The 21,954-nt window shown below is 51.3% G+C and carries 20 protein-coding genes; 11 read left to right on the forward strand and 9 right to left on the reverse strand.

The features are described from left to right. Window positions 1-26 precede the first annotated feature (26 nt). From leuS to lon, 6 genes are all read left to right on the forward strand, one after another. Window positions 27-2,528 (forward strand): leucine--tRNA ligase, encoded by a 2,502-nt coding sequence (leuS, locus tag P771_RS0113720; RefSeq protein ID WP_028575585.1) that lies wholly within the window; start codon window positions 27-29, stop codon window positions 2,526-2,528. Then, window positions 2,525-3,058: an LPS assembly lipoprotein LptE gene (lptE, locus tag P771_RS0113725; RefSeq protein ID WP_028575586.1), complete on the forward strand. Its 534-nt coding sequence runs from the start codon at window positions 2,525-2,527 to the stop codon at window positions 3,056-3,058. Before leuS ends, lptE begins: the two co-directional genes overlap by 4 nt. A gap of 92 nt (window positions 3,059-3,150) precedes the next feature. Then, window positions 3,151-4,131, forward strand: coding sequence for a DNA polymerase III subunit delta (gene holA, locus P771_RS0113730; protein ID WP_028575587.1), 981 nt, complete (start codon window positions 3,151-3,153; stop codon window positions 4,129-4,131). Next, on the forward strand, window positions 4,128-4,808 hold the full coding sequence (radC, locus tag P771_RS0113735; protein WP_028575588.1) for a RadC family protein: 681 nt from the start codon (window positions 4,128-4,130) through the stop codon (window positions 4,806-4,808). The genes holA and radC overlap by 4 nt, the downstream gene beginning before the upstream one ends. A gap of 30 nt (window positions 4,809-4,838) precedes the next feature. After that, on the forward strand, window positions 4,839-5,108 hold the full coding sequence (locus tag P771_RS0113740; RefSeq protein ID WP_028575589.1) for an acylphosphatase: 270 nt from the start codon (window positions 4,839-4,841) through the stop codon (window positions 5,106-5,108). A gap of 360 nt (window positions 5,109-5,468) precedes the next feature. Continuing rightward, a complete protein-coding gene (gene lon, locus P771_RS0113745; RefSeq protein WP_028575590.1) occupies window positions 5,469-7,895 on the forward strand; it encodes an endopeptidase La in 2,427 nt (808 codons plus the stop codon). Window positions 7,896-7,961: 66 nt separating this feature from the next. Here the strand turns inward: lon and P771_RS0113750 are convergent, their stop codons facing one another. After that, a complete protein-coding gene (locus tag P771_RS0113750; RefSeq protein WP_028575591.1) occupies window positions 7,962-8,432 on the reverse strand; it encodes a CBS domain-containing protein in 471 nt (156 codons plus the stop codon). Window positions 8,433-8,563: 131 nt separating this feature from the next. Further along, a complete protein-coding gene (locus tag P771_RS0113755) occupies window positions 8,564-9,820 on the reverse strand; it encodes an HD domain-containing protein (RefSeq protein WP_028575592.1) in 1,257 nt (418 codons plus the stop codon). A gap of 178 nt (window positions 9,821-9,998) precedes the next feature. Between P771_RS0113755 and rplM the strand changes: the two genes are divergently transcribed. The 3 genes from rplM (at window position 9,999) to P771_RS0113770 (ending at window position 12,246) form a co-directional block, all read left to right on the forward strand. Continuing rightward, window positions 9,999-10,427, forward strand: a complete 429-nt coding sequence (gene rplM / locus P771_RS0113760) for a 50S ribosomal protein L13 (RefSeq protein ID WP_028575593.1) — start codon at window positions 9,999-10,001, stop codon at window positions 10,425-10,427. A gap of 21 nt (window positions 10,428-10,448) precedes the next feature. Next, entirely contained in the window at window positions 10,449-10,841 is a 393-nt protein-coding gene (gene rpsI / locus P771_RS0113765; protein WP_028575594.1) for a 30S ribosomal protein S9, read from the forward strand. Window positions 10,842-10,980: 139 nt separating this feature from the next. Further along, entirely contained in the window at window positions 10,981-12,246 is a 1,266-nt protein-coding gene (locus tag P771_RS0113770) for a radical SAM family protein (RefSeq protein ID WP_028575595.1), read from the forward strand. A gap of 73 nt (window positions 12,247-12,319) precedes the next feature. On the opposite strand, the gene purM is transcribed toward P771_RS0113770, so the two are convergent. The 4 genes from purM to P771_RS0113790 all read right to left on the reverse strand — a co-directional run bounded on the left by purM (window position 12,320) and on the right by P771_RS0113790 (window position 16,442). After that, window positions 12,320-13,366 (reverse strand): phosphoribosylformylglycinamidine cyclo-ligase, encoded by a 1,047-nt coding sequence (gene purM / locus P771_RS0113775; RefSeq protein ID WP_028575596.1) that lies wholly within the window; start codon window positions 13,364-13,366, stop codon window positions 12,320-12,322. A 169-nt stretch (window positions 13,367-13,535) separates the two neighbouring features. Next, a complete protein-coding gene (locus tag P771_RS0113780; protein ID WP_028575597.1) occupies window positions 13,536-14,840 on the reverse strand; it encodes a TRAP transporter large permease in 1,305 nt (434 codons plus the stop codon). A gap of 42 nt (window positions 14,841-14,882) precedes the next feature. After that, a complete protein-coding gene (locus P771_RS17740; RefSeq protein WP_161635987.1) occupies window positions 14,883-15,362 on the reverse strand; it encodes a TRAP transporter small permease in 480 nt (159 codons plus the stop codon). A 66-nt stretch (window positions 15,363-15,428) separates the two neighbouring features. Continuing rightward, complete coding sequence (locus P771_RS0113790; protein ID WP_028575598.1) at window positions 15,429-16,442, reverse strand: TRAP transporter substrate-binding protein; 1,014 nt, start codon at window positions 16,440-16,442, stop codon at window positions 15,429-15,431. Between the two features lie 451 nt (window positions 16,443-16,893). Between P771_RS0113790 and amrS the strand changes: the two genes are divergently transcribed. Beyond that, window positions 16,894-17,907 (forward strand): AmmeMemoRadiSam system radical SAM enzyme, encoded by a 1,014-nt coding sequence (gene amrS, locus P771_RS0113805; protein ID WP_028575600.1) that lies wholly within the window; start codon window positions 16,894-16,896, stop codon window positions 17,905-17,907. Window positions 17,908-18,057: 150 nt separating this feature from the next. Here the strand turns inward: amrS and P771_RS0113815 are convergent, their stop codons facing one another. Continuing rightward, complete coding sequence (locus P771_RS0113815; protein WP_028575601.1) at window positions 18,058-18,654, reverse strand: MotE family protein; 597 nt, start codon at window positions 18,652-18,654, stop codon at window positions 18,058-18,060. Then, complete coding sequence (gene fliJ, locus P771_RS0113820; protein WP_028575602.1) at window positions 18,614-19,057, reverse strand: flagellar export protein FliJ; 444 nt, start codon at window positions 19,055-19,057, stop codon at window positions 18,614-18,616. Before fliJ ends, P771_RS0113815 begins: the two co-directional genes overlap by 41 nt. Before the next feature lie 319 nt (window positions 19,058-19,376). Between fliJ and P771_RS0113825 the strand changes: the two genes are divergently transcribed. Next, complete coding sequence (locus P771_RS0113825) at window positions 19,377-21,314, forward strand: molybdopterin biosynthesis protein (RefSeq protein WP_028575603.1); 1,938 nt, start codon at window positions 19,377-19,379, stop codon at window positions 21,312-21,314. A 184-nt stretch (window positions 21,315-21,498) separates the two neighbouring features. Here the strand turns inward: P771_RS0113825 and P771_RS0113835 are convergent. Beyond that, window positions 21,499-21,954, reverse strand: a 456-nt coding sequence (locus P771_RS0113835; RefSeq protein WP_028575604.1) for a methyl-accepting chemotaxis protein, incomplete at its 5' end; no start/stop codon positions are given.

The following is a 21,954-nucleotide window of genomic DNA, read 5'->3' on the forward strand; positions in this document are numbered from 1 at the left end:
TTGCATCCCGGAACGGAGACCTTTTCATGAACAGTAAATACCGCCCTCTGGAGATTGAACGCAAATGGCAGCAGAAATGGGAGCAGGACCAGAGCTTCCTGGTCACCCACAACGACCACCGGCCAAAATACTATGTTTTGGAAATGTTCCCCTATCCCTCGGGAAGGATCCATATGGGTCATGTCCGCAACTACTCCATAGGGGATGTGGTGGCCAGGCTGAAACGGATGCAGGGTTACAATGTCATTCACCCCATGGGCTGGGATGCATTCGGGTTGCCGGCTGAAAATGCAGCCATCAAAAACAAATCTCATCCGGCCAAGTGGACTTATGAAAACATTTCCTACATGCGTTCAGAACTGAAAAAACTGGGCTACTCCTATGACTGGACCAGGGAACTGGCCACCTGCCATCCTGGATACTACAAGTGGGAACAGCTTTTCTTTTTGAAATTCCTGGAAAAGGGCCTGGTTTACCGCAAAAAGGCTCCGGTGAACTGGTGCCCCACCTGCATGACTGTCCTGGCTAATGAGCAGGTGGAAGCCGGAGTTTGCTGGAGATGCGACTCAGCTGTTGAAAAAAAAGAGCTGTCCCAGTGGTTCCTGCGGATTACCAGCTATGCAGAAGAGCTGCTGGAATGTTTGGACAAACTTTCTCAGGGCTGGCCTGAACGGGTCGTAGCCATGCAGAAAAACTGGATCGGCAAAAGCACTGGCATGGAGATCGACTTCAGGGTCCATGATTCAGAACGCAGTGTCAAGGTCTTTACCACCAGGCAGGACACCATTTTTGGAGCCACTTTCATGAGTCTGGCTCCCGAGCATCCCTTAGTACCTGAGCTTATCAGGGACAGCCCGGATCAGGACCGGATCCAGGACTTTATAAACAGGGTAACCAGGATGGACCAGATATCAAGGACAGCTGAGAACCTGGAAAAAGAGGGTGTTTTTACTGGAAAATACTGCCTGAATCCGGTCACCAAAGAAAAAATGCCCATCTATATAGCCAATTTTGTCCTGGTGGAATACGGAACCGGTGCTGTAATGGCTGTTCCGGCCCATGACCAGAGAGATATGGAATTCGCCCTGAAATATGACCTGCCAGTCAAAATGGTGGTAAGTCCTCCAGAAGGCCAGGGTCCGGTTCCTGAACCGGAAATGGCCTACGTTGAACCAGGAATCATGGTCAACTCCGGTGAATTCAATGGGATGGACAGCCAAAAGGCCAAAGAAGCCATTGCTGATTACCTCGAGGCCAAAGGACTCGGCAAAAAGACTGTTAACTACCGCTTAAGGGATTGGAACATCTCCAGACAAAGATTCTGGGGGGCGCCCATCCCTGTAATTTATTGTGAAAAATGCGGTCCAGTTCCGGTCCCGGAAAAGGACCTGCCGGTCATTCTTCCCCAGGAGGCCCAAATGCCCGAAGACGGAAGATCGCCCCTGCCCGGCCTTGACAGCTTTATCAATGTCTCCTGTCCCCAATGCTCTGGCCCGGCCCGTCGAGAAACCGACACCATGGACACCTTTGTCGAATCTTCCTGGTATTTTGCCAGATATGCCGATGCAAGAAACGAGACAGAACCTTTTTCTTTAGAAGCCGCGAATTACTGGCTTCCGGTGGACCAGTATATCGGCGGTATAGAGCACGCCATCCTTCATCTCCTTTATTCCCGTTTTTTTGTTAAAGCCTTGAGGGACCTTGGCTATCTGAAAATCGACGAGCCATTCTCCAACCTGCTGACCCAGGGAATGGTCCTTAAAGACGGGGCCAAGATGTCCAAATCCAAAGGAAACGTGGTTGACCCTGATGAGATGATCTCCAGGTATGGCGCGGACACGGTCCGCCTGTTCTGTCTTTTTGCCTCGCCACCCGAAAAGGACCTGGAGTGGAGCGATTCGGCTATCGAAGGTTCGTACCGGTTTCTCAACAGACTCTGGAGGCTGGTGCTGGAGCTTTTGCCTCACCTGGAACCTGTGGGCCCCTGTGCTCCCCTGGACCATTCCTTACTTGATGAAAACGAAAAGAAACTCTGGACCAAGGAGCATGAGACAGTTCAGAAAGTTACCAGGGACATGCTGGAAAAGTTCCAGTTCAACACTGCCATTGCCGGAGCAATGGAACTTGTCAATGCAGTCTATCAAAGCAAAGACGACCTCCTGGATTCACCCAGCGGTAAAAAGATTATTTCTTCGGCCGTGTCATCCGTCCTGACTATCCTGGCCCCCATAACCCCCCATATCTGCGAAGAGCTCTGGCGCAGGATCGGCTACAGCCGTTTCCTTTCCCAGTCTTCCTGGCCGGACTACGATCCAGGAGCCCTTCTCCAGGATCAAGTCCTGGTGGTGATCCAGGTCAATGGCAAGCTCAGGTCCAAACTCAGCGTACCAGCGGATATTTCCCGGCAAGAGCTTGAAAAGCTGGCTCTGGATGATGAAAAGATCCAGAAATACCTCCAGGGCCAGATGGTCGCGAAAATAGTTGTCATTCCCCAGAAACTGGTCAACATTGTTGTCAGGCCCCAATGAAAATCAATCCACTGTCCCCTCTTCTTCTGGGTTTTTGCCTTCTGCTTTGCTCCTGCGGTTACACCTTTGTTGGAGCCTCTCCCATTTCCATGCCCCAGGGCAAACGCATGCTGAACATCACCCATGTTCAGAATCCGACCCAGGAAGCCTGGCTTGAGCCTTATCTCAGGTCATACTTTCAGGACGAATTTACCAGACGGGGCAATGCAAGCTGGGTTCCTGAAGACCAGGCCCAAGGTCTGGTCCGAATGGAAATCAGCCAGTTCAGAACTGCTGACGGCCTTACCAGGGAAAGGGACAGGACAGTTAAGGCCAATGTGACCATTGTGCTTGAAGCTATGATATTTTCAGCCACCAATGGCGAACTCATCTGGTCTTCCGGGTCCATAACCGGTCGAAGCTCATATTTTTTGGCTGCAGAAGACACCTCTCTTCCCGGAAGCATGGGACCTGAACAGAGAAGGGCTTCTGAGGAGGCTGTAGAACAGGCTGTGACCAGACTGGCCGACCGTCTGGGTGACGGCTTCTAAACCGCTTTTCAGGCAGCTTCTGGCCTGCCTGAAGCCGTAATTCCAGTTGACAGTCCAATCAAAGTATCCGGTTGATACGCGGAGGCAGATCAGTGTCCAGACCAGGCTTTTACTTTTGCTTCTGTCCAGACGGCAATCTTCTAACAAGGCAGATCAGCCGCCACCTGGCTGCTACCGGATCAGATTGGGACCAGAAAACCATCTGGTCCGATGATCAGGGCCAGGAAGATGCCCTCTGGTCGGCTCTGAACCTTCCCAGCATGATGGGTCCGCCCAGGGCGGTACTCCTCAGAAAATGCGAAACCCTGCCCGACCGGTTCTGGCCCCAATTGTCCGGCTGCCTGAAGGGCTTTAAACCAAGCATCTGGCCTTTCTTCTGCTTTGAGAATCCCTGGGATAAAAAAAAGCCTAAGATTCCAGCCTCCCTGTCCAAGCAAAAGTTTTTCAAATTTGCCCGGGAAAAGAAATGGATCTGGGAATTTCCAGGTCTTTCCAGACAGAACGTGCCCAGATACATTTCCAGAAAATGCCAGGAACTAGGCATTAAAACCGCTCCAGGAGTACTGGAAGAACTCAGTGCTGTCCTGCCCCTGGACAGTCGGGGCATTGACATGGAACTGGAAAAACTGGCCCTTCTGGCATATCCTGAAAAAACAGTCTGCCAGGATCACCTTCAGGCTGTTCCAGCCCAGCTTGACATTGATATCTTTTCCTTTTTCAAGGCTGTGCAGGGTGGGCAGAACTTAAACCCTGTCTGGAAAAAAATATTTCATGAGCAAAAAACCGGACAGGGAATGCTTTTTCCTTTTCTGGGTCTACTTTTGAGGGAGGCTAGAATACTCTGGCTGCTTTCAACAGGAATGGATCCAAAGGTCAACCTCTATCCAAGCCTTAAAAGAGAAAAGACCGCCCTGGCCAGATCCCTGGGCCCAAAACGCATAGCAATGCTCTGGGATCTTGTGCTTGAAGCTGAAACCGGGGTGAAATCAGGCAGGCTGGATACGGATCAGGCCATGGAAAATCTTGCTGCAAAACTGTTCAAGCTTTTTTCAGGGCAACAGGTGCTTTTATGATCAAAACAAGGCCCCATTACATCGGACACCGAAAAAGGCTCCGGCAAAGGCTTGACAACGATCCTTCCCAACTGCACGATTATGAAATACTTGAACTTGTTTTGGGCTATGCCCTGCCCAGGAAGGATACCAAACCCCTGGCCAAGACCCTGCTGAGCCGATATGGAAATTTCAAGGAAATCCTGGCGGCCAAACCAAAAGACCTTGAATCCATTGACGGAATCGGGCAAGGAATTATAAGTTTTCTTAAGCTGTGGCAGGAATTCTGGACCAGGACCCAACAGGCCGGGCTTATTCCCAAAACAGTTTTGAGTTCTCCGGACAACGTAGTGGCCCTGGCCAGGTCCAGGCTGCAGTTCAAAGATATTGAAGAGTTCTGGACCATCCTTGTGGACAACAAGAACAGACTGATCAGTTTTGAAAGGATATGTACCGGAACCGTAGACCAGGCCCCTGTCTTTCCCAGGGAGATCATGACCAAAGCCCTGGATCTCAGGGCCAGCGGAGTGATTCTGGTCCACAACCACCCTGGAGGTGATCCTGATCCATCGATGCAGGACCGCGAACTGACTTCCAGAATCAAAAATCTGTCTTCAGAAATGGGTATAAGGGTCTTGGACCACATCATCATAGCCGGTGAAAAATATTTCAGTTTTCAGGAACAAGGATATATGTAAGTATTGCAGCACACCAAAAAGGAGGAGCCTATGAAGTCGATGCGATGCGTGATCAGTGGAAAAGTACAGGGTGTTTATTTCAGAGCATGGACCAAGGATCAGGCTGACAGTCTTGGAGTCAAGGGTTGGGTCAGAAATATCAGCGACGGAAGGGTCGAGGTACTGGCCCAGGGTGCTGACGAGGCAACAGCCGAATTCAAGAAAAGACTCATCCAGGGATCTTCCATGAGCGAAGTAAAGAATATTGAATGTGAATCCATGGATTATGACAAGGCCTATTCCATTTTTGAAATCAGGTAACTGGTATTTTTGATAAGGAACAGCTGATCAAACTTTTTTATTCTGATGCAGTTGTTGACTATCCCTGGACAAAACTTAATATAAACTGAACCAGGCTGTATCAATATTTATCTGAGCAGTTGAGATAAAGACTTACTTGCAATGACTGCCGGACTTCCAGGCAAATGCCCGGAAATTGCACCAGTTAATACCTTAAAAGGGTCAGACTCGAGCCTGGTTTAGAATCTTCTGAGATTCTTTAACCATTGAGACAAGATATTGCGGGCTTTGAAAGACTTTCAAAGCCCGCAGTTTATGTATGGCAGGATGCTGAACGTACCTGCCGGACTGACTAAAATACTACTCCAGGAGCCATATCCAATGAATGACAATGAAAAACCTGAAACCCAGGAAAAAAAGAAAATCACCGGTCCGGACCTGAATCCGGACGCAAAGCAGGCCAAGGAGGGTGAACTTGAAATCCCGTCCACTCTTCCCCTGTTGCCGGTCAGAGATATAGTGGTATTCAACTACATGATCCTTCCCCTGTTCGTGGGAAGAGAAAAAAGCGTCCAGGCCATAGATTCAGCTTTGAACAACAACAGATACCTTCTGATTTGTACTCAAAAAGATGAACAGGTGGAAAATCCAGGGCCTGAGGACATCTATCAGACCGGGACCGTGGCCTTGATCATGCGCATGCTCAAGATGCCTGACGGTCGGCTCAAGGTGCTGGTCCAGGGCATCAGCCGGGCCAGGATCAAGAAATTCATCCAGACCGATTCCATGGACACTGTAGAAGTCGAGGTGGTCAAGGACAGGGAGTTCACCGAGACCACTTCCGAGTCCGAAGCCATGCTCAGAGCTGCCAGAGAGCAGAGTGAAAAAATCCTGGGGCTGAGGGGCATTGATTCGGCCGAAATAATGGCTGTGCTGAATACTGTGGATGATCCGGGAAGGCTTGCCGACCTGGTGGCATCCAACCTGAGGATGAAACCGGCTGAAGCTCAGAAAATCCTTGAGTGTGAAGATCCTCTCCAGCGCCTGAAAATGGTCAATGAGCAGCTGATCAAGGAGGTCGAAGTCGCTTCCATGCAGGCCAAAATCCAGAACATGGCCAAAGAGGGAATGGACAAGGCCCAGCGTGAATACTTTCTCAGGGAACAGCTCAAAGCCATCCGCAAGGAACTTGGCGACGTCTCTGAAAGCGGTGATGACCTTGAACAGCTGAGACAATCCCTGAAAAAAGCCGGTCTTCCGTCCAAGGTCATGAAAGAGGCTGAAAAACAGCTGCAGCGTCTGGAAAATATGCATCCGGACTCTGCTGAATCAACCGTGGCCAGGACTTACCTTGAATGGCTGGTGGACATTCCCTGGAAAAAGAAAACCAAGGACCGCCTGGACATCAAACAGGCTGAAAAGATCCTCAACCAGGATCACTACGACCTGGAAAAGGTCAAGGAAAGAATCCTGGAATACCTGAGCGTAAGAAAGCTCAACCCCAAGATGAAGGGTCCCATTTTATGCTTTGTTGGGCCTCCTGGGGTGGGCAAGACCTCCCTTGGCCAATCCATTGCCAGGTCGCTGAACCGCAAATTCGTGCGCATGTCTCTGGGGGGAATGCGTGACGAGGCCGAAATAAGAGGGCATCGAAGGACATACATCGGATCCATGCCCGGCCGGATCATCCAGGGCATGAAAGAAGCCGGAGCAATAAACCCGGTCTTCATGCTGGATGAAATAGACAAGGTCGGCAGCGACTTCAGGGGTGACCCGTCGTCAGCCCTTCTTGAGGTCCTTGATCCTGAGCAGAATCACTCCTTTACTGATCACTACCTCAATGTTCCCTATGACCTGTCCAAGGCCATGTTTGTGTGTACAGCCAACATCCTTGACACCATACCTTCGGCCCTTCTGGACAGGATGGAGGTCATCAGGATCCCTGGTTATACTGAACAGGAAAAAATCAAGATTGCCGACAAGTATCTGCTGCCCAGGCAGATTGCTGAAAACGGTCTCACCAGGAAGAACATCCAGCTGGGGGAAACCGTTATCCGGGAAATCATCCGTAACTACACCAGGGAAGCTGGTCTCAGAAACCTGGAACGGGAAATAGGCGGAGTCTGCCGCAAAATAGCCAGACAAGTGGCTGAAGGCAAAAAAGGCCCCTTCAAAATCACTAAAAAGGGACTGGCCAAAATGCTGGGGATTCCCAAATATCAGAATGAGGACCGGGACAAGGAGCTTCCTCCAGGAGTAGCAGTGGGACTGGCCTGGACACCATACGGTGGAGAAATTCTGCATGTGGAAGTAAGCTTGATGCCTGGCAAGGGAAAACTCATCCTGACCGGACAGATGGGCGATGTCATGAAGGAAAGTGCCCAGGCGGCCCTGAGTTACGCCAGAAGCAGGGCCCTGAAGCTTGGGCTTGACGAAGACCTTCTGGACAGGCGTGACATCCATATCCATGTCCCGGCCGGAGCCACCCCCAAGGACGGTCCCTCTGCCGGTGTGACCATGGTTTCAGCCCTGGTTTCAGCATTATCCGACACACCCCTGGCCAATGATACAGGCATGACCGGAGAAATAACTCTGCGGGGCAGGATCCTTCCGGTAGGCGGAATAAAGGAAAAAATTCTGGCCGCAGTGGGGGCCGGGATCAAGACAGTGATCATTCCCGGATCCAACAAACGTGATTTTGACGAAATACCGGCTGAGCTGAGAAGAAACATCAAGATCAAGACCGTGGAAAATATTGATGAAGTCTGGCCAGTACTGGGAATTGAAATAAAAAAGACTGCCTGCTGACCAAACAGCCCGGGCCGCTAAGGCGGTCCGAGCTGTAAAAAAATGATCTGCCAGGTTTGTTAATGGTCAGACATTCCTGGCGATCTCCTGATATACATCACGGGCAGTCACAATACCCATAACCTTTCCCCCTTCTTCCACCACCGCCCTTTTCTGAGCGTAATCCAAAAAGACTTCCATGATTCTGGCCAGAGTGTCATTGGGCCTGATCCTTGGAACATTTTTCTGAATTATTTTTTTTATTCCGGCCTGGCCCCCGATTTTGCAGGCCAGTTCAAAAGCCCTTTCATAGCTGTCCTGGTCCATGTCCCTGGCAGCTTTTTTCAGAAATACCGGTCCCATGGCCTTGATGATATCCCAGATGGAAATGATTCCCACAAACCTGCCTTCTCTGGACATGATGATTACGCAGTCATTGTCCGCAGAAACAGCCTGAACTTCTTCCAAGGCCTGAATCACCCTGGACAGGGTCGCCTCCTCATCAACTGCGGCAAACTCACTGTGCATCATGTCCCAGGCCCTTTTGCGATATAACATGGCTTAACCCCCTTAAATAATCAGACAGCCCAGGCCCGGATCAGACCCTGCTGAGCCTCAACCCATCAGGGAATACCCCTGGACCTGGCCGCCTGCCATTATGTACCAGGCAAAAAAAGTTCAATCCCGGATCAGTCAAAGTCCGCCAGCAGAGCACCGATATGCACTCCTTCCAGCAGTGATTCGTGCTGGTACATATTCCTGATCTTCCACTGGGCGTGCTGCAGCTGCTCGTTGGTTATCCCGTTTCTGGTGGCTGTATAGGCCTCAATAAAGGCAGCCAGGTTGTCGCAGACCTTGAGCAGATATCCGTCTTTGGGATCAAAACAATCCTGGTTGTATCTGGTCTGGAGATCTGCCCAGCTCACCCGGATCGCCCTGCCGCCTTGAACAATGGTATTATCAAACTCTGAAGTTCCGTCTGCACCCAGATAGTAACGCAGCCGTCCGGTCAGATCGCTATAGGCTGGATCGCTTAACAGGGTGAAAACCCTCTGCTCCAGCTCCTGATTTTCATATTCCTTGATCAAATCCCCGATCCGCCGGACCGACTGTTTGACCGGAGAAATTATATCCCTGGTAAGCAGCTCAGGCAGGTCATGGAGCAGGCCGGCAAAAAAATTATTCTGCCTCCTCAGCGGGCAGGCCTGGATTGAAAGGCTGAAAAAGTAGGCAAAGCAGGCCACGATGAACATATGCCCCAGAACCGAAGTCTCTGGAATTCGCGGTGTCTGGGACCACCTTTTCTGAAATCTGAGTCTGCCGCACAGATTCAGAAAACCTCCCAGTCCGGAATTTGACCCCTGGATCAGGTCCTGCATCCCCTCCAGGTCATTATGCTCCTGAAGCAGGGCAGCAAAGTTATCTTCAATTTCCTTGAGTTCGTCATCACCGGGATTAATCCCTTTGATCAGGCTGAACTCCCAGCTGCTGGCAAATATATGAGCCCCGCTTAAGATCCTGCCGGCAAGGTCCGGATGGTCAGGCTTTTCAAGATAGGATCTCAGTCTGTCCCAGAATTCTCCACCCAAAGGCTGAACCCTGGGCTGCAGCTGTTCCAGAACCCATTTGGTCAGTTGCCGGTAGTGGTCGGGATTTGACTTGATCTGATAAAAGACCGGAGGTTTGATGTCCGTAATGACCAGGCGGTAGAGGTAGTCAAAGATGCCCCCAAGGATGATGTCCTCGGCCAGCTTTATCTGCTCCTCTCTGTGCAGTCCTTTGGAATTAAGGACAAACAGGGCAAAAGCAGCAATCATCTTATGGGCCTGCTTGTCAACTTCGGCCAATTCCACCGGGCGCAGCTTGTCATTCCACCTTTTCATGAAGGATCCGGAAAAAATCAGCTGAAGCAGCCCCTTTCGAACGCTGGGGAGTTGAATACCCATAACACCTCTTTCTTATTCTGACCCTGTCAAATACTTGCTTAAAGAATATGTTAAAAGCCTGGTTCAGACAAGTTCCAATTCCACCCGAAAAAATCAATCTGTTTTTGTCCTTTTAATGTTGACAGGCCCAAAAAAACCAAATAATAATCACTTCTTTCAATTCAGACAGGAGATTAGTATGAAGACATATAGTCCCAAACCGCAGGACGCCCAGAAAAACTGGCAGGTTATTGACGCCAAGGATAAAATCCTGGGCAGAATGGCAACTGAGATCGCTGTCAAACTCAGGGGCAAGGACAAGCCTGAGTTTGCTCCGCACATGGACATGGGCGACTTTGTCATAGTAGTCAACGCTGACAAGATCAGGGTTACAGGCAACAAGCTTGAGCAGAAGAAGTACCATCGCCACACTGGTTATCCAGGTGGAATCAAGGAAATCAGCCTGGCTAAACTCCTGGAAAAAAAGCCTGAGGAAGTCATCAGACATTCTGTCCGGGGGATGCTTCCCAAAAACAAGATTGGTCGTCAGCTCCTCAAAAAACTGAAAATTTATGCTGGACCGGACCATCCCCATACAGCCCAGCAGCCTGTCAATCAGGAATCATAATCCCGTTTGGAGAACACAAAAATGAAGGAAGATTTTTACTACGGTACAGGCAGGAGAAAAACATCTGTAGCCAGAACCAGACTTTACAATGGATCAGGCCAGATACTCATAAACGATCGTCCCTATCAGGACTATTTCCCCAGATCTACCCTGCAGATGATCATTAATCAGCCCCTCAAGCTGACCAAGGTCCAGGGGAAATTTGACATTAAGGTCAATGTCACTGGTGGCGGTCTGGCCGGCCAGGCCCAGGCGGTCCGGCACGGAATCAGCAGAGCCCTGCTGGAAGTAAGCTCTGATTACCGTCCCACCTTGAAAAAGGCAGGCCTGTTGACCAGAGATGCCCGGGTCAAGGAAAGAAAGAAGTACGGTCAAAGAGGAGCCAGGGCAAGGTTCCAGTACTCCAAACGTTAATATCCCGGCTTTTGATGTTGGGAATCTGCTTAAAGGCGGGGCTTTTACAGGAGCTCCGCCTTTTTTTTCATCATGACTGATTTTCCTGAACCATCTCAACATTCCCGGCCGCGCCTTCGTGCCTGGATCTGAATTTTTCATGAGCAACAGATCAACCCCTTATCTCGTATGCGCTGACCAGAACGGGCAGATCCTGGAAGAACCCGGTTTGCTCATGCTCACCCGCCAGGGCAGGCAGCTTGCACTGCCAAGGCCGGATGACCTTATCCCCCTGCCCGAATCAAGCGATCTGTTTCTTCTGCCCGGAAGAAGGGCCTTAGGGCTTGACCCGCAAACCGGACAAGTCGAAATGGTTGAAGAACTGGCTGTGGCCGGATTTGCCAGCCCTGGTCACACCCTGACCGGAACTGCGGCTTTCATGTCTGACCCCGACGCTCCGGTCCTTTCCATGTACGCTTACGGTGCAGTGGGGTACATGAACAACAGATTCTGGATATCCGCCAGACTGGTCGATCGGGATCAACGCCAGGTATTTACCGGGATCCCCCAAAGGGAAATCACTGCCAGGGCCGGGGAACTGCTCAAAAAATTCCCTGAAAACCGGCTGATCAAACATCTGGCCGGATGCGCCCTGCATTCCTGCTGTCCAGCAGCCAGGAACCTGGTTCTGGGAAGATTTGAGGCCCCTTTGCCCACCTCCAGGACCTGCAATGCCGCATGCATCGGCTGCCTGTCTCTGCAGCCGCCTGACTCAGGCTTTGAGTCCACCCAGCAAAGGATTTCCTTTACTCCCAGTCCCAAGGAAATTGCCCAGGTCATGACTCTGCACAGTGCCAGGGCCAAAAGGCCTATTCTGTCCTTTGGTCAGGGATGCGAAGGAGAGCCTTTGACCCAGGCCCGGCTCATATCCCAGGCGGTTGCAGGCGTGAGAAGCACCATCAGCCATGCCACTGTAAACATGAACACCAATGGCTCCATGCCCGGATTTGTCCCTGATCTGGCCCAAGCAGGACTGGATTCAGTCCGAGTCAGTCTGAACAGCGCTGATCCGGCTCTTTACCATGCCTACTACAGGCCCAAGGGATATAATTTTGAGGATGTCCGGAATTTCGTGGTCCAGGCCAAAAAAATGAACCTGTTCGTCTCACTGAACCTGCTCTACTATCCCGGTGTGAGTGATACCGAAACCCAGATCCAGAGTTTGATCAGCTTTATCGCTGATACTCGACCGAACTTCATCCAGATGCGAAACCTGAATCTTGATCCGGATATCTACCTTGATCTGCTGGGGGACAGCGACCTGGGACCCCAGGCCGGTCTGAGCAATTTCATGAAAAGGATCAGGAAGGAGTGTCCCTGGGTGGGTTTTGGATACTTTAATCCGTATCTGGGGGACGGACAGTAAATCCCCATGGCTTATAAACCACAGGCAGAAGGAAAGTTGAGGACAAAACCCCTGCTGGCAGGAAAAAGACTGCTTAAAAGTCTATAAACACATTCTCCATACCCTTTTTGGACTCCACCACTCTGCCGATCTCCCAGGCCGGGCAGTCCATGGCATTTAGCCTGGACAGGACATCATCCCGGTAGCCATCAGGACAGATGATTACATACCCGATGCCGCAGTTAAATATCTGCAGCATCTCCTCCCAGCTGATTCCAGCCCCTTCCCTGACCCAGTTCATGACTGGCGGAATATCCCAGGATCCGAAACTGATCCTGGCGGACAGACCTTTTTGGATCATCCTGGGGATGTTGTCGTAGAACCCGCCACCGGTGATATGCACCATCCCGTTGACCTGGATGTCGCGCATTATGCTCATTACTTCGGCCACGTAGATCTTTGTGGGTTGCAGCAGGATCTCGCTGACCCTGTTCTTGGTTCCTGGGAACAGGTCATTTCCGGTCAGGCCTGACTCATCAAGAATTTTTCTGACCAGAGAAAAGCCGTTGGAATGAAGACCGGATGAAGCCAGACCGATGATCACATCATCAGGCCTGATGCTCCGGCCGTCGATCATCTGTTTGTTATCCACCACGCCCACACAGAACCCGGAAAGATCGTATTCTCCAGGAGCATAAAAATCCGGCATTTCCGCTGTTTCTCCACCCAGAAGAGCGCATCCGGCTGCCTTGCACCCCTTGGCAATTCCCCGGACCACTGATTCGGCCTTGTCCGGGTCCAGCTTGCCTGTGGCAAAGTAGTCCAGAAAAAACAATGGCTTTGCACCCTGAACCAGGACATCGTTAACCGACATTGCCACCAGGTCCACGCCAATGGTGTCGTGGACATCAAAGGCAAAGGCCAGCTTCAGCTTTGTGCCCACTCCATCAGTGGATGCCACCAGAACCGGTTCATTCATGTCCTGAGTGTCCAGCTTAAAAAGACCGCCGAACCCGCCGATATCCGTCATGACCCCCTTGACGTGGGTTCCGGCCACCAGCGGCTTGATTCTTCTGATAAAATCATCTGCTTTTCGGATATCCACTCCGGCTTCTTTATACGAATCACCACGCTTGGACATAACCCGCTCCTTCAAAAATAAATGAGACAAACTAAAACTATAAAGAAATGAAATGCATTAATAAGAAATACAGGTTTTTCCAGTCAAGCTCAAGAAAAGAAATCAACCCGGAACCCAGGCCCCAAAACCATTGGAACCATTACTCTGAGGGTAGCAGGATATTCAGACATCAGTAGAAAAGGCCCGGCAGGTAGACCGCGATTCCCGGGAACAGGATAAGCAGGAAGAGGAGCAGGAAAAAGCAGGGAATAAACAGCATTACCCCTCTGAAGACCCCTGACAGGGAGGCACCATGGCCCATTGAAGCCACTATGTAAGTATTAATGCCCACTGGAGGGGTTATGGCCCCCAGGGTGGTGACCACGGTTATGAACACGGCAAACCAGACTGGATCGTAGCCCATGGACTGGGCAATGGGAAAGAAAATGGGGATGGTGATGATTAAAAGGGCCAGAGCATCCATTATGGCCCCCCCAAGAATATAAACAAGGCCGATGAGGATGATAATTACAAAAGACGGCACAGCCAGTTCGCCAACAATGGTCGCCAGTTCAAAGGGCAGCCTGGTTACCGCCAGAAAGCGGCCGAAGATCACTGCCCCGAGGATGATGGCCATGATCATGGCTGAGATGCGCAGGGTATCGGTCAGGGCCAGGTATATCTTTCTGAAACCCAGGTTTCCGCCTATGACACCGATGGTCAGGGCCAGAAATGAGCCAATGGCTCCGGCCTGAGTCGGGGTGAAAAAACCTTTGATCATTCCCACCATGATCAGGGCAAAGAGGATAAGTATTTCCACAGCCCCTTTCAGGGCCCGGACCTTTTCTCTGAGGGTGGTCCTGGTCCCGGCTGGAGCCACCCCGGGATGCCTGAGACAGAGCAGGTAAATGGACCCAAGAAAAAAAAGACAAAGCAAGAAACCAGGCAGCAAAGCGGCCCAGAACAGGACCCCTATGGCCTGTCCCGTCTGCAGACCGATGACGATTAGCACAACACTTGGCGGGATGAGCACCCCCAGCGTAGCTCCGGCAGCCACGCTGGCAGAGCTGAGGACCGGACTGTAACCGTACTTTTTCATTTCCGGCAGGGCTACGGTGCCCATGGTTGCCGCAGTCGCTGTATTGGAACCGCAGATGGCAGCAAAACCGGCACAGGCCAGAATTGTTGACATGGCCATCCCCCCCCGGACCCTGCCCATCCAGACATAGGCAGCGTTGTACAGCCGTTTGTTTACCCCGGCATGAAAGCTGATCTGGCCCATAAGGATAAACATGGGTATGACTGTCAGGCCGTAGGAAGAAAAAACCTCCCAGACTTCATCAGCCAGCATTCCCATGGCAGCCTGGGGATTGACCACCCAGGCAAAGCCGGCAAAGCCAACCATGGCCATGGCAAAGCCCACAGGTATCCGCAGAAAAAAGATGATCAGCAGAAGGCTTATTATACCGGTAATACCAACAAGGGTCAGACTCATGCAGAAATTCTGTCCTGGCTCAAGGGTTGGGGTCTCATGGCCTCAGTTTTCCTTGCCTTGGGATAAAATCTGGACCACCAGAGTCAGCACCAAGGCCCCGAAACCAAAAGCCAGAACAAAGATCAAGGGATAATAAGAAATTCTCAAGCCTTCGGAAAGCTCACCAAAAAGCTTCAGGGTCAACCCCAGCATGACCAGTCGGTAGATGACAAGAAGAAAAAAACAGGCCAGAATAATCTGGGAAACCAGGTTCAGCGCCTGCCTGATTTTTCTGGGAATGAACCTGTCAAAAATATTGACAGCAATATGCCCCCGGACCTGCTGGGTGGGAGCCAGGGCCAGGCAGACAGCCAGAGCCCCAAGAAAACCAGTGGCCTCATATGCTCCCCTGATAGGCTGGCCGAAAAACCCCAGGACCATGTTGGCGGTTGCCAGTCCCATCATCAGAATCAGGACAATTGCCCCCAGGGCCAGCAGGACCGTATTAAGCCTGGAGGAAAATCCTGACAGGAAATCAAGCACGGTCTCTGTTCCCAGGGCCGGACCTGTCAAAGGCATTTTGAACGGACATAGTCATCATTTCAGAAGCTAGGGGCTGGAAAATTCAGACTCATAGTAATCTCTCAGGCTTTCCAGATCAGCCAGGATCTCTCTGGCCGGCAGCCCGTTTCTTTCAGCCTCTTTAATCCAGTCATCAATAATGGGCCTGACCCTCTCCTCGATCAGGGCATACTCATCCGGAGTCAGCTCAAAGGACTGAGCATCGTAATTCTCCCTGGCATATTCAATGGCTTTGTCCACGTGAGCGTCCATGTACTCTCCGGTCCACAAGGCCTGCTCCCGGCCCAGCTCTTCCAGGACAATCTGAACTTCCCTGGGCAGGCTGTTCCACTTGTTCCGGTTCATAACTACGGCAAAAGGATAGACTTGGGAGTTGAGCATGGTCTGGTAAGGGGTGTATGCGGCAAAATTAAAATCCATGAGCACTTCCAGGGAAGAAAAAAGGCCCTTGACCATGCCTCGCTGCAAGGCCTCCGGAGTCTCGGGCATGGGCATGGAAACCGAAACCGCACCCAGGCTGTCCAGGATTCTGGAGGCAGTGCCGGAAGCCCTGATTTCAAGCCCTCTGAATTCATCCAGACTCCTGACAGGCTGCCTGGTCATGAGATTGGAAGGGGCACTGGTAAACATGGTCAGCACCTTGACCTGATCAAACTCCCTGGGCTGGTATTTCTCATAAAGATCCCAAAGGGCTGCACTGGCTGCCTTGGCTGAAGTAAAACCCACGGGCAGCTCCAATACCGAAGTCATGGGGAATACTCCAGGCTGGTAGGACATGGACAGGTTTCCAATATCGGCCTGGCCCTGGATCACCCCCCGGAACATGTTCCTTGCTCCAAGCAGACTTCCGCCCGGATAGGTATCTATTTTCACCCTGCCGTTGGTTCTTAACTCCACTTCTTCCTTCCATCTTTCCATCTGAACCGAAGGGAAAGTATTGGCAGGAGGGAAATTGGCATAGCTGAGCCTTATGGTTTCAGCTGAAGCCAGAGAACAGGGACCAAAAACAAGAAAAAGCACCAGTAATAGTTTTTTCATCATCTTCTGCTCCGGGATAATTTTGACCCAAAAAAAGGCCGCCAAGCTCTTAGCCTGCGGCCTGATAGGACGTCTCCTTGCTCTGCTGTCATCAAGCAGATTTCTGGTCCGTTCCAGGCCGGCTGTTGTTCAGAGGCCACCACCAGTTCAGACCATGTTCAGACAGAAACGATCCCGCTTTATTTCTCATATCCGAACTGTTTAGTTTGCAGACAAATTCCTTGTCAAGCTTTTTTAGCGCCTTCCAGGCTGTAGTGGGCAGGGAGACAGGACAGATGACTGGTCCTTGAAAAAAAAAAGAAATGCATTATTGTCTATTAAAATGCTTTGAATAAAAAGTGGCCCGGCCAGAACCTGTCCATCCAGGCCGTGCTGAATTCATGGTCTTGGGCCAGGCGTGACTTTTTTTCAGACAGAATACCCGAGCCAAACTGGACCGGTAAAAGGAGAAAGCATGAGTCAGGCAATTTTATGGAGAAAACAAAAAGAGCATAAGGTTCAATGCATGGCCTGCAGTCATTTCTGCCTTATTGAGCCCGGAGAAAAGGGACTTTGCGGAGTCAGGCAGAACATGGAAGGCATCCTTCATTCACTGGTCCGGGACAAACTGGCCGCCCTGAACCTTGACCCTATTGAAAAAAAGCCCCTTTTCCACTTTCTGCCCGGAACTCTGACCCTGTCCCTTGGCACCATGGGCTGCAACCTGTCCTGCACATTCTGTCAGAACTACTCTTTGTCCCAGCCCCCCAAGGAAAACCAGGAACTGGAGGGTGAATCCATTTCTCCTGAAAAAATCGTGGAAATGGCCCTGGAATACAAGGCAGCTTCCATTTCCTACACTTATTCTGAACCCACCATCTTTATTGAACTGGTCATGGACACAGCAAGGCTGGCTCACAAAAAAGGACTCAAAAATATTATTGTCAGCAACGGATATCAGAGCCCCGACTGCCTGCAGGAAATGGACGGATTCATTGACGCCGCCAACATTGATCTCAAGGCTTTTACAGATAGTTTTTACAAAAACTACTGCGGGGCAAGGCTTAAACCGGTTCAAAACAACCTGGTTACCATCAAGAAAATGGGCTGGTGGCTGGAAGTTACAACTCTGATTATTCCCGGACTCAACGACTCTCCAGATGAGCTCACCCGGCTGGCTGATTTTCTCTGCCATGATCTGGGCCCTGATACTCCCTGGCATATTTCAAGGTTCCACCCCACATTCAAAATGACTGACAGACCATCCACTCCGGTGGAAACCCTGGAAATGGCCTGCGCAATAGGCAAAAAAGCCGGACTTGAGCATGTCTATACTGGAAACGTGCCCGGTCACAGGTCTGAAAGCACCTTTTGCCCGGATTGTCAAAAAGAGGTCATCACCAGAATGGGTTTTCAGATAAAAAAGATTGAGCTTGAAAACAGGGCCTGTCCTGATTGCAAACGGTGGATCCCAGGAATATGGGAATAGACCGGGCTCAGACAGTCCATCCAATAATCCAGAGTCTGGAGAGGCTCAAACGTCCGGTTAGCTTCTGGGCTGAACTGGACCTGGGCAAGCCATGTCAGGTCATCTTCATAAATCAGTCCCAATACCTGACAAGCTGGCCTTAAGCCGGCCTTATTCAATAAACGGGGCGTGCAGTTCAGTCAGCTGCTCCGAGAGCCGGGCCGCTTTCTGGGCATTGACATGGGTCAGAATGTCTCCTGCCTGCCGGCCCCTCATCCCGGCCAGAATTTTGACTGCTATGTTTTCATCAAGAGTTTCCAGGACCTGGGCCGCCTGCTGAGCCCTCATATTGGCATACACATCCACCAGATGTTTGATCTTCTGATCCTTGAGCACATCAGCTTCTTCAAGCATCTGCTCCAGGCTGGTCTCCAGGCGCTCCAGCTCGGCCAGCTTTTCATTGATCTCCTGTTCCAGCATACGCAGGTTTCTTTCCCGCCGGTCCAGCTCCTCCTCCCTGGCTCTGATCCGCCTGAGCTCCTCGCTCAAGTCAGCCTGAGCCACTTCCTGCTGGGCCTGGGGTTCTGCCGCTGCAACGGCAAGCCTGGCTTCCACCAGAACAGGAGGCCTGGAAGCTGCAACAGGTTCCTCCAGGGGCTGGCTGGTGGTCAGGGCAAGCATCAGTCCAATCTTGACCATGGCCAGAACCATGAACACCTGAAGGAGCTTAGACGGTTTCAGGCTTGAAACGAACCACTGCCATTTCATCGAATTCTTTTTGCTCTGCTTTTTCTTGTTCATGCTCAAACTTTATTTTCTGGTTGACCTTCAGTTTTTCAAGTATCTTCTTATCCCTGCTCTTCTCCAGAAGCTCCTGACGTCTGGCGTTTACTTCCCTGGCCAGTTCCTTGAGCCGCAAGTCAGCCAGCCTGGAGTCAAAATTCAGTCGCTGGATGTACTTGTTCCACAGCCAGATACTTTGCTGGTTTATATTTTCTTTTTTGCTCAGTTCCTGTTTGGCCAGCTTTAATTCCTTGTTGATCCGGTCAACAACCTGAACCTGGCCCTGATATTTTTTCCTGGACCTGGCCAGGTCAAGCTGGGCCTTTTCCTCAAGACTCATCCTGTAATCCAGGACTTTCTGCAAATTAAAATTAAATCGTTTTCTCATGCTTGGCAACCAGGGTTCCTCCAGTCCTGATACAAAAAGCATGCCCCATAATCAATTTTTCTTAATCAACTCCCTTTCCTTTAAAAAAAAAAGACGATATCTTCATGTTCACCTTTTATAGATCATTTTGCAGGTAGAAGAAAATATTGCTGGAACATTAATAACCAAAGATTTGGTTCTTCAATTTGATGTAGTTAAACAGCCATGAACCCAAAAAAGAAGATATAGCCAATTAGCTGGACAGGATTAATCCCCACGGTTTTTTCCAGAAACCACCTAAATGACCCGGGTCACTGACCAGCAGCAGAGGAGCCAGTCCATGGAATTTAAAAGAAATATCTATTTGCAGACCATGACCATTGAAGAGGCCCTGGATAAGGTCAAACTGGCCATTGTCCGGGAAGAAAAAATCCAGGCTGAGTCCATACCCACCCATGAAGCAGTTCAAAGGGTTACAGCAGCACCGGTCTGGGCCAGGTATTCATCACCCACCTTTCACAGCGCAGCCATGGACGGTGTAGCAGTCAAGGCTGAAAGCACTTTTAAGGCCAGGGAAGGCAGCCCGGTCAGGCTCTTAAAGGATCGCGACTTCATTGAGGTCAACACTGGAAACCCCCTGCCCCTGGACATGGACAGCGTCATCATGGTCGAGAAGATAGTCCAGCAGGACCAGGAATCCATTCTCATTGAAAGCCCTGTATTTCCCTGGCAGAATGTCCGCCGGGTCGGTGAGGATATCGTAGCCACCGAGCTTCTTCTGCCCCAGAACCACCAGTTATCAGCTTACGACATCGGGGCCCTGCTCTCGGCCGGGATATGGGAAATTTCAGTCAGGCCAAAGGTGCATATCCATGTCATTCCCACCGGGGATGAAGTCCTTGACTTCACAACCAGACCCACTCCCAGGCCGGGCCAGGTCATTGAGAGCAACTCCCAGGTCCTGGCCTCCATGGCCGGAGACTGGGGCTGCGACATTTCCAGGACCCCGCCTGTTCCGGATGACCCGGAAAAACTGAGTTCTGCCCTGGAAAAGGCTTTGGAGTCCTCAGCCCAAATCATTGTCATCGGAGCCGGGTCATCAGCCGGAAGCAGAGACTTCACCAAAAAAATCATGGAACAGGCCGGACAGGTCCTGGTTCACGGGATAAAGGCCATGCCTGGCAAACCGACCATGATCGGCATGGCCCGGGGCAAGATCGTCATAGGTGCTCCAGGTTATCCGGTCAGCTCAGTGGTCTGTTACGAGCAGATCCTTAAACCCCTGGTCTGCCTCCTTTCAGGCCGAAGTCAGAAGGAACCTGAAACTGTTGAAGCCAGACTGACCAGAAAGGTTCCCTCCAGGCTGGGCATGGAGGAATTCCTGAGGCTTTCAGTGGGCCGGGTCAAAGACGGTTACGTGGCAACTCCCCTGGCCAGGGGAGCTGGTATGATCACCACCCTGACCAGAGCCCAGGGCTTCACCAGAATTGACCAGGACCTGGAAGGGCTGGCCCGGGACAAGGTGATCAGGGTGGAACTCCTGAGACCTAAAAAGGAATTGGATCAGGTCCTGGTGGCTGTGGGCAGCCACGACAACCTGCTGGACCTTCTGGCCAACGAGCTCATGGGCCGGGAAGAGCCCATCCACCTGGCCTCCACCCACCTGGGCAGCATGGGCGGAATCACTGCCATCAAAGATCAGGCCGCCCACATGGCCGGGATTCACCTTTTTGACCCGGAAACCAGCGACTACAACTTTCCTTTTCTTAATAAATACGGGCCTGAACTGAATTTCAGGCTCATAAATCTGGCCATCCGCCACCAGGGTCTGATGGTCGCCCCGGGCAACCCCAAAAACATCCATAGCATTCAGGATCTGACCAGGGATGACGTGACCTTCATCAACCGTCAGAAAGGGGCTGGAACCCGGATCCTCCTGGACCACCACCTGAAAAAAGACCAGGTACGGGCCATGGACATCAAAGGCTATGACCAGGAGGAATTCACCCATATGGCTGTGGCTGTAAACGTCCTCAGCAAAACCGCAGACTGCGGACTGGGAATAATGGCTGCTGCCAAGGCCCTGGGACTGGACTTCGTACCCCTGGCCAGGGAACGCTACGACCTGCTCATCCCTGATTATTCTTTTTCTGATCCCAAGATCCAGGCCCTGCTGGAACTTCTGGCCTTAAAAAAGATCAAGGACATGATCGCTGCCCAGGGAGGCTACGAAGTCCACTTTACAGGACAGGAGATGAAGCCTGGTCAGGGAATATAGAATTTCTTCAGGCAGGTGCATGGCCAGTTATTCTCGGTCGGTTATAAGGGTCACAGCTGCCCTGAAAAAACTCAGGCCTGGCCTTACTCAAGGATGGTTCAGAACTGATTTTCTCATCAGAGACTGATCCGTGAACCCGGGCTGTCTGGCCCTGGTCCACGGTCTTCAGCCAGTCCGTTTAAGGCTATTTTGTATTTTTAAGCTCCACGATCAAAGACTGCAGTTCTCCGGCCTGGCTGGCCAGTTCACTGATGGCCTTGGCAGACTGCTCCATGACATCGGCTGTTTCCCCGGCAATGCGGTTTATATCCTCCACGCTCCTGTTCACCTGCTCACTGGCTGAAGACTGTTCCTCAGTTCCAGTGGCAATGTTTCTGACCTGGTCCGCCACATCCTCCACCAGTTCAACAATCTTTTTCAGGGCGTCACCGGAATTATCAGCCAGGGAAATGGCTTCATCAACTGCAGCCACAGCCCGGTCCATGCCGTCAATATTGGCCTTGGCTCCGTTCTGAATGGAAGCAATGACTTGGTCTACTTCCTGGGTGGCATTCATGGTCTTTTCAGCCAGCTTCCGCACTTCATCAGCCACCACAGCAAAGCCCCGGCCTGCATCACCAGCCCTGGCAGCCTCAATGGC

The sequence above is a fragment of the Desulfonatronovibrio hydrogenovorans DSM 9292 genome (assembly GCF_000686525.1).
In the GTDB taxonomy this organism is placed as follows: Bacteria; Desulfobacterota; Desulfovibrionia; order Desulfovibrionales; family Desulfonatronovibrionaceae; genus Desulfonatronovibrio; species Desulfonatronovibrio hydrogenovorans.

Coding starts and splice junctions, on each gene's coding strand:
- leuS (WP_028575585.1), top strand. CDS start 27: ATGAACAGTAAATACCGCCCTCTGGAGATTGAACGCAAATGGCAGCAG.
- lptE (WP_028575586.1), top strand. CDS start 2,525: ATGAAAATCAATCCACTGTCCCCTCTTCTTCTGGGTTTTTGCCTTCTG.
- radC (WP_028575588.1), top strand. CDS start 4,128: ATGATCAAAACAAGGCCCCATTACATCGGACACCGAAAAAGGCTCCGG.
- P771_RS0113740 (WP_028575589.1), top strand. CDS start 4,839: ATGAAGTCGATGCGATGCGTGATCAGTGGAAAAGTACAGGGTGTTTAT.
- lon (WP_028575590.1), top strand. CDS start 5,469: ATGAATGACAATGAAAAACCTGAAACCCAGGAAAAAAAGAAAATCACC.
- P771_RS0113750 (WP_028575591.1), bottom strand. CDS start 8,432: ATGTTATATCGCAAAAGGGCCTGGGACATGATGCACAGTGAGTTTGCC.
- P771_RS0113755 (WP_028575592.1), bottom strand. CDS start 9,820: ATGGGTATTCAACTCCCCAGCGTTCGAAAGGGGCTGCTTCAGCTGATT.
- rplM (WP_028575593.1), top strand. CDS start 9,999: ATGAAGACATATAGTCCCAAACCGCAGGACGCCCAGAAAAACTGGCAG.
- rpsI (WP_028575594.1), top strand. CDS start 10,449: ATGAAGGAAGATTTTTACTACGGTACAGGCAGGAGAAAAACATCTGTA.
- P771_RS0113770 (WP_028575595.1), top strand. CDS start 10,981: ATGAGCAACAGATCAACCCCTTATCTCGTATGCGCTGACCAGAACGGG.
- purM (WP_028575596.1), bottom strand. CDS start 13,366: ATGTCCAAGCGTGGTGATTCGTATAAAGAAGCCGGAGTGGATATCCGA.
- P771_RS0113780 (WP_028575597.1), bottom strand. CDS start 14,840: ATGAGTCTGACCCTTGTTGGTATTACCGGTATAATAAGCCTTCTGCTG.
- P771_RS0113790 (WP_028575598.1), bottom strand. CDS start 16,442: ATGATGAAAAAACTATTACTGGTGCTTTTTCTTGTTTTTGGTCCCTGT.
- amrS (WP_028575600.1), top strand. CDS start 16,894: ATGAGTCAGGCAATTTTATGGAGAAAACAAAAAGAGCATAAGGTTCAA.
- P771_RS0113815 (WP_028575601.1), bottom strand. CDS start 18,654: ATGAAATGGCAGTGGTTCGTTTCAAGCCTGAAACCGTCTAAGCTCCTT.
- fliJ (WP_028575602.1), bottom strand. CDS start 19,057: ATGAGAAAACGATTTAATTTTAATTTGCAGAAAGTCCTGGATTACAGG.
- P771_RS0113825 (WP_028575603.1), top strand. CDS start 19,377: ATGGAATTTAAAAGAAATATCTATTTGCAGACCATGACCATTGAAGAG.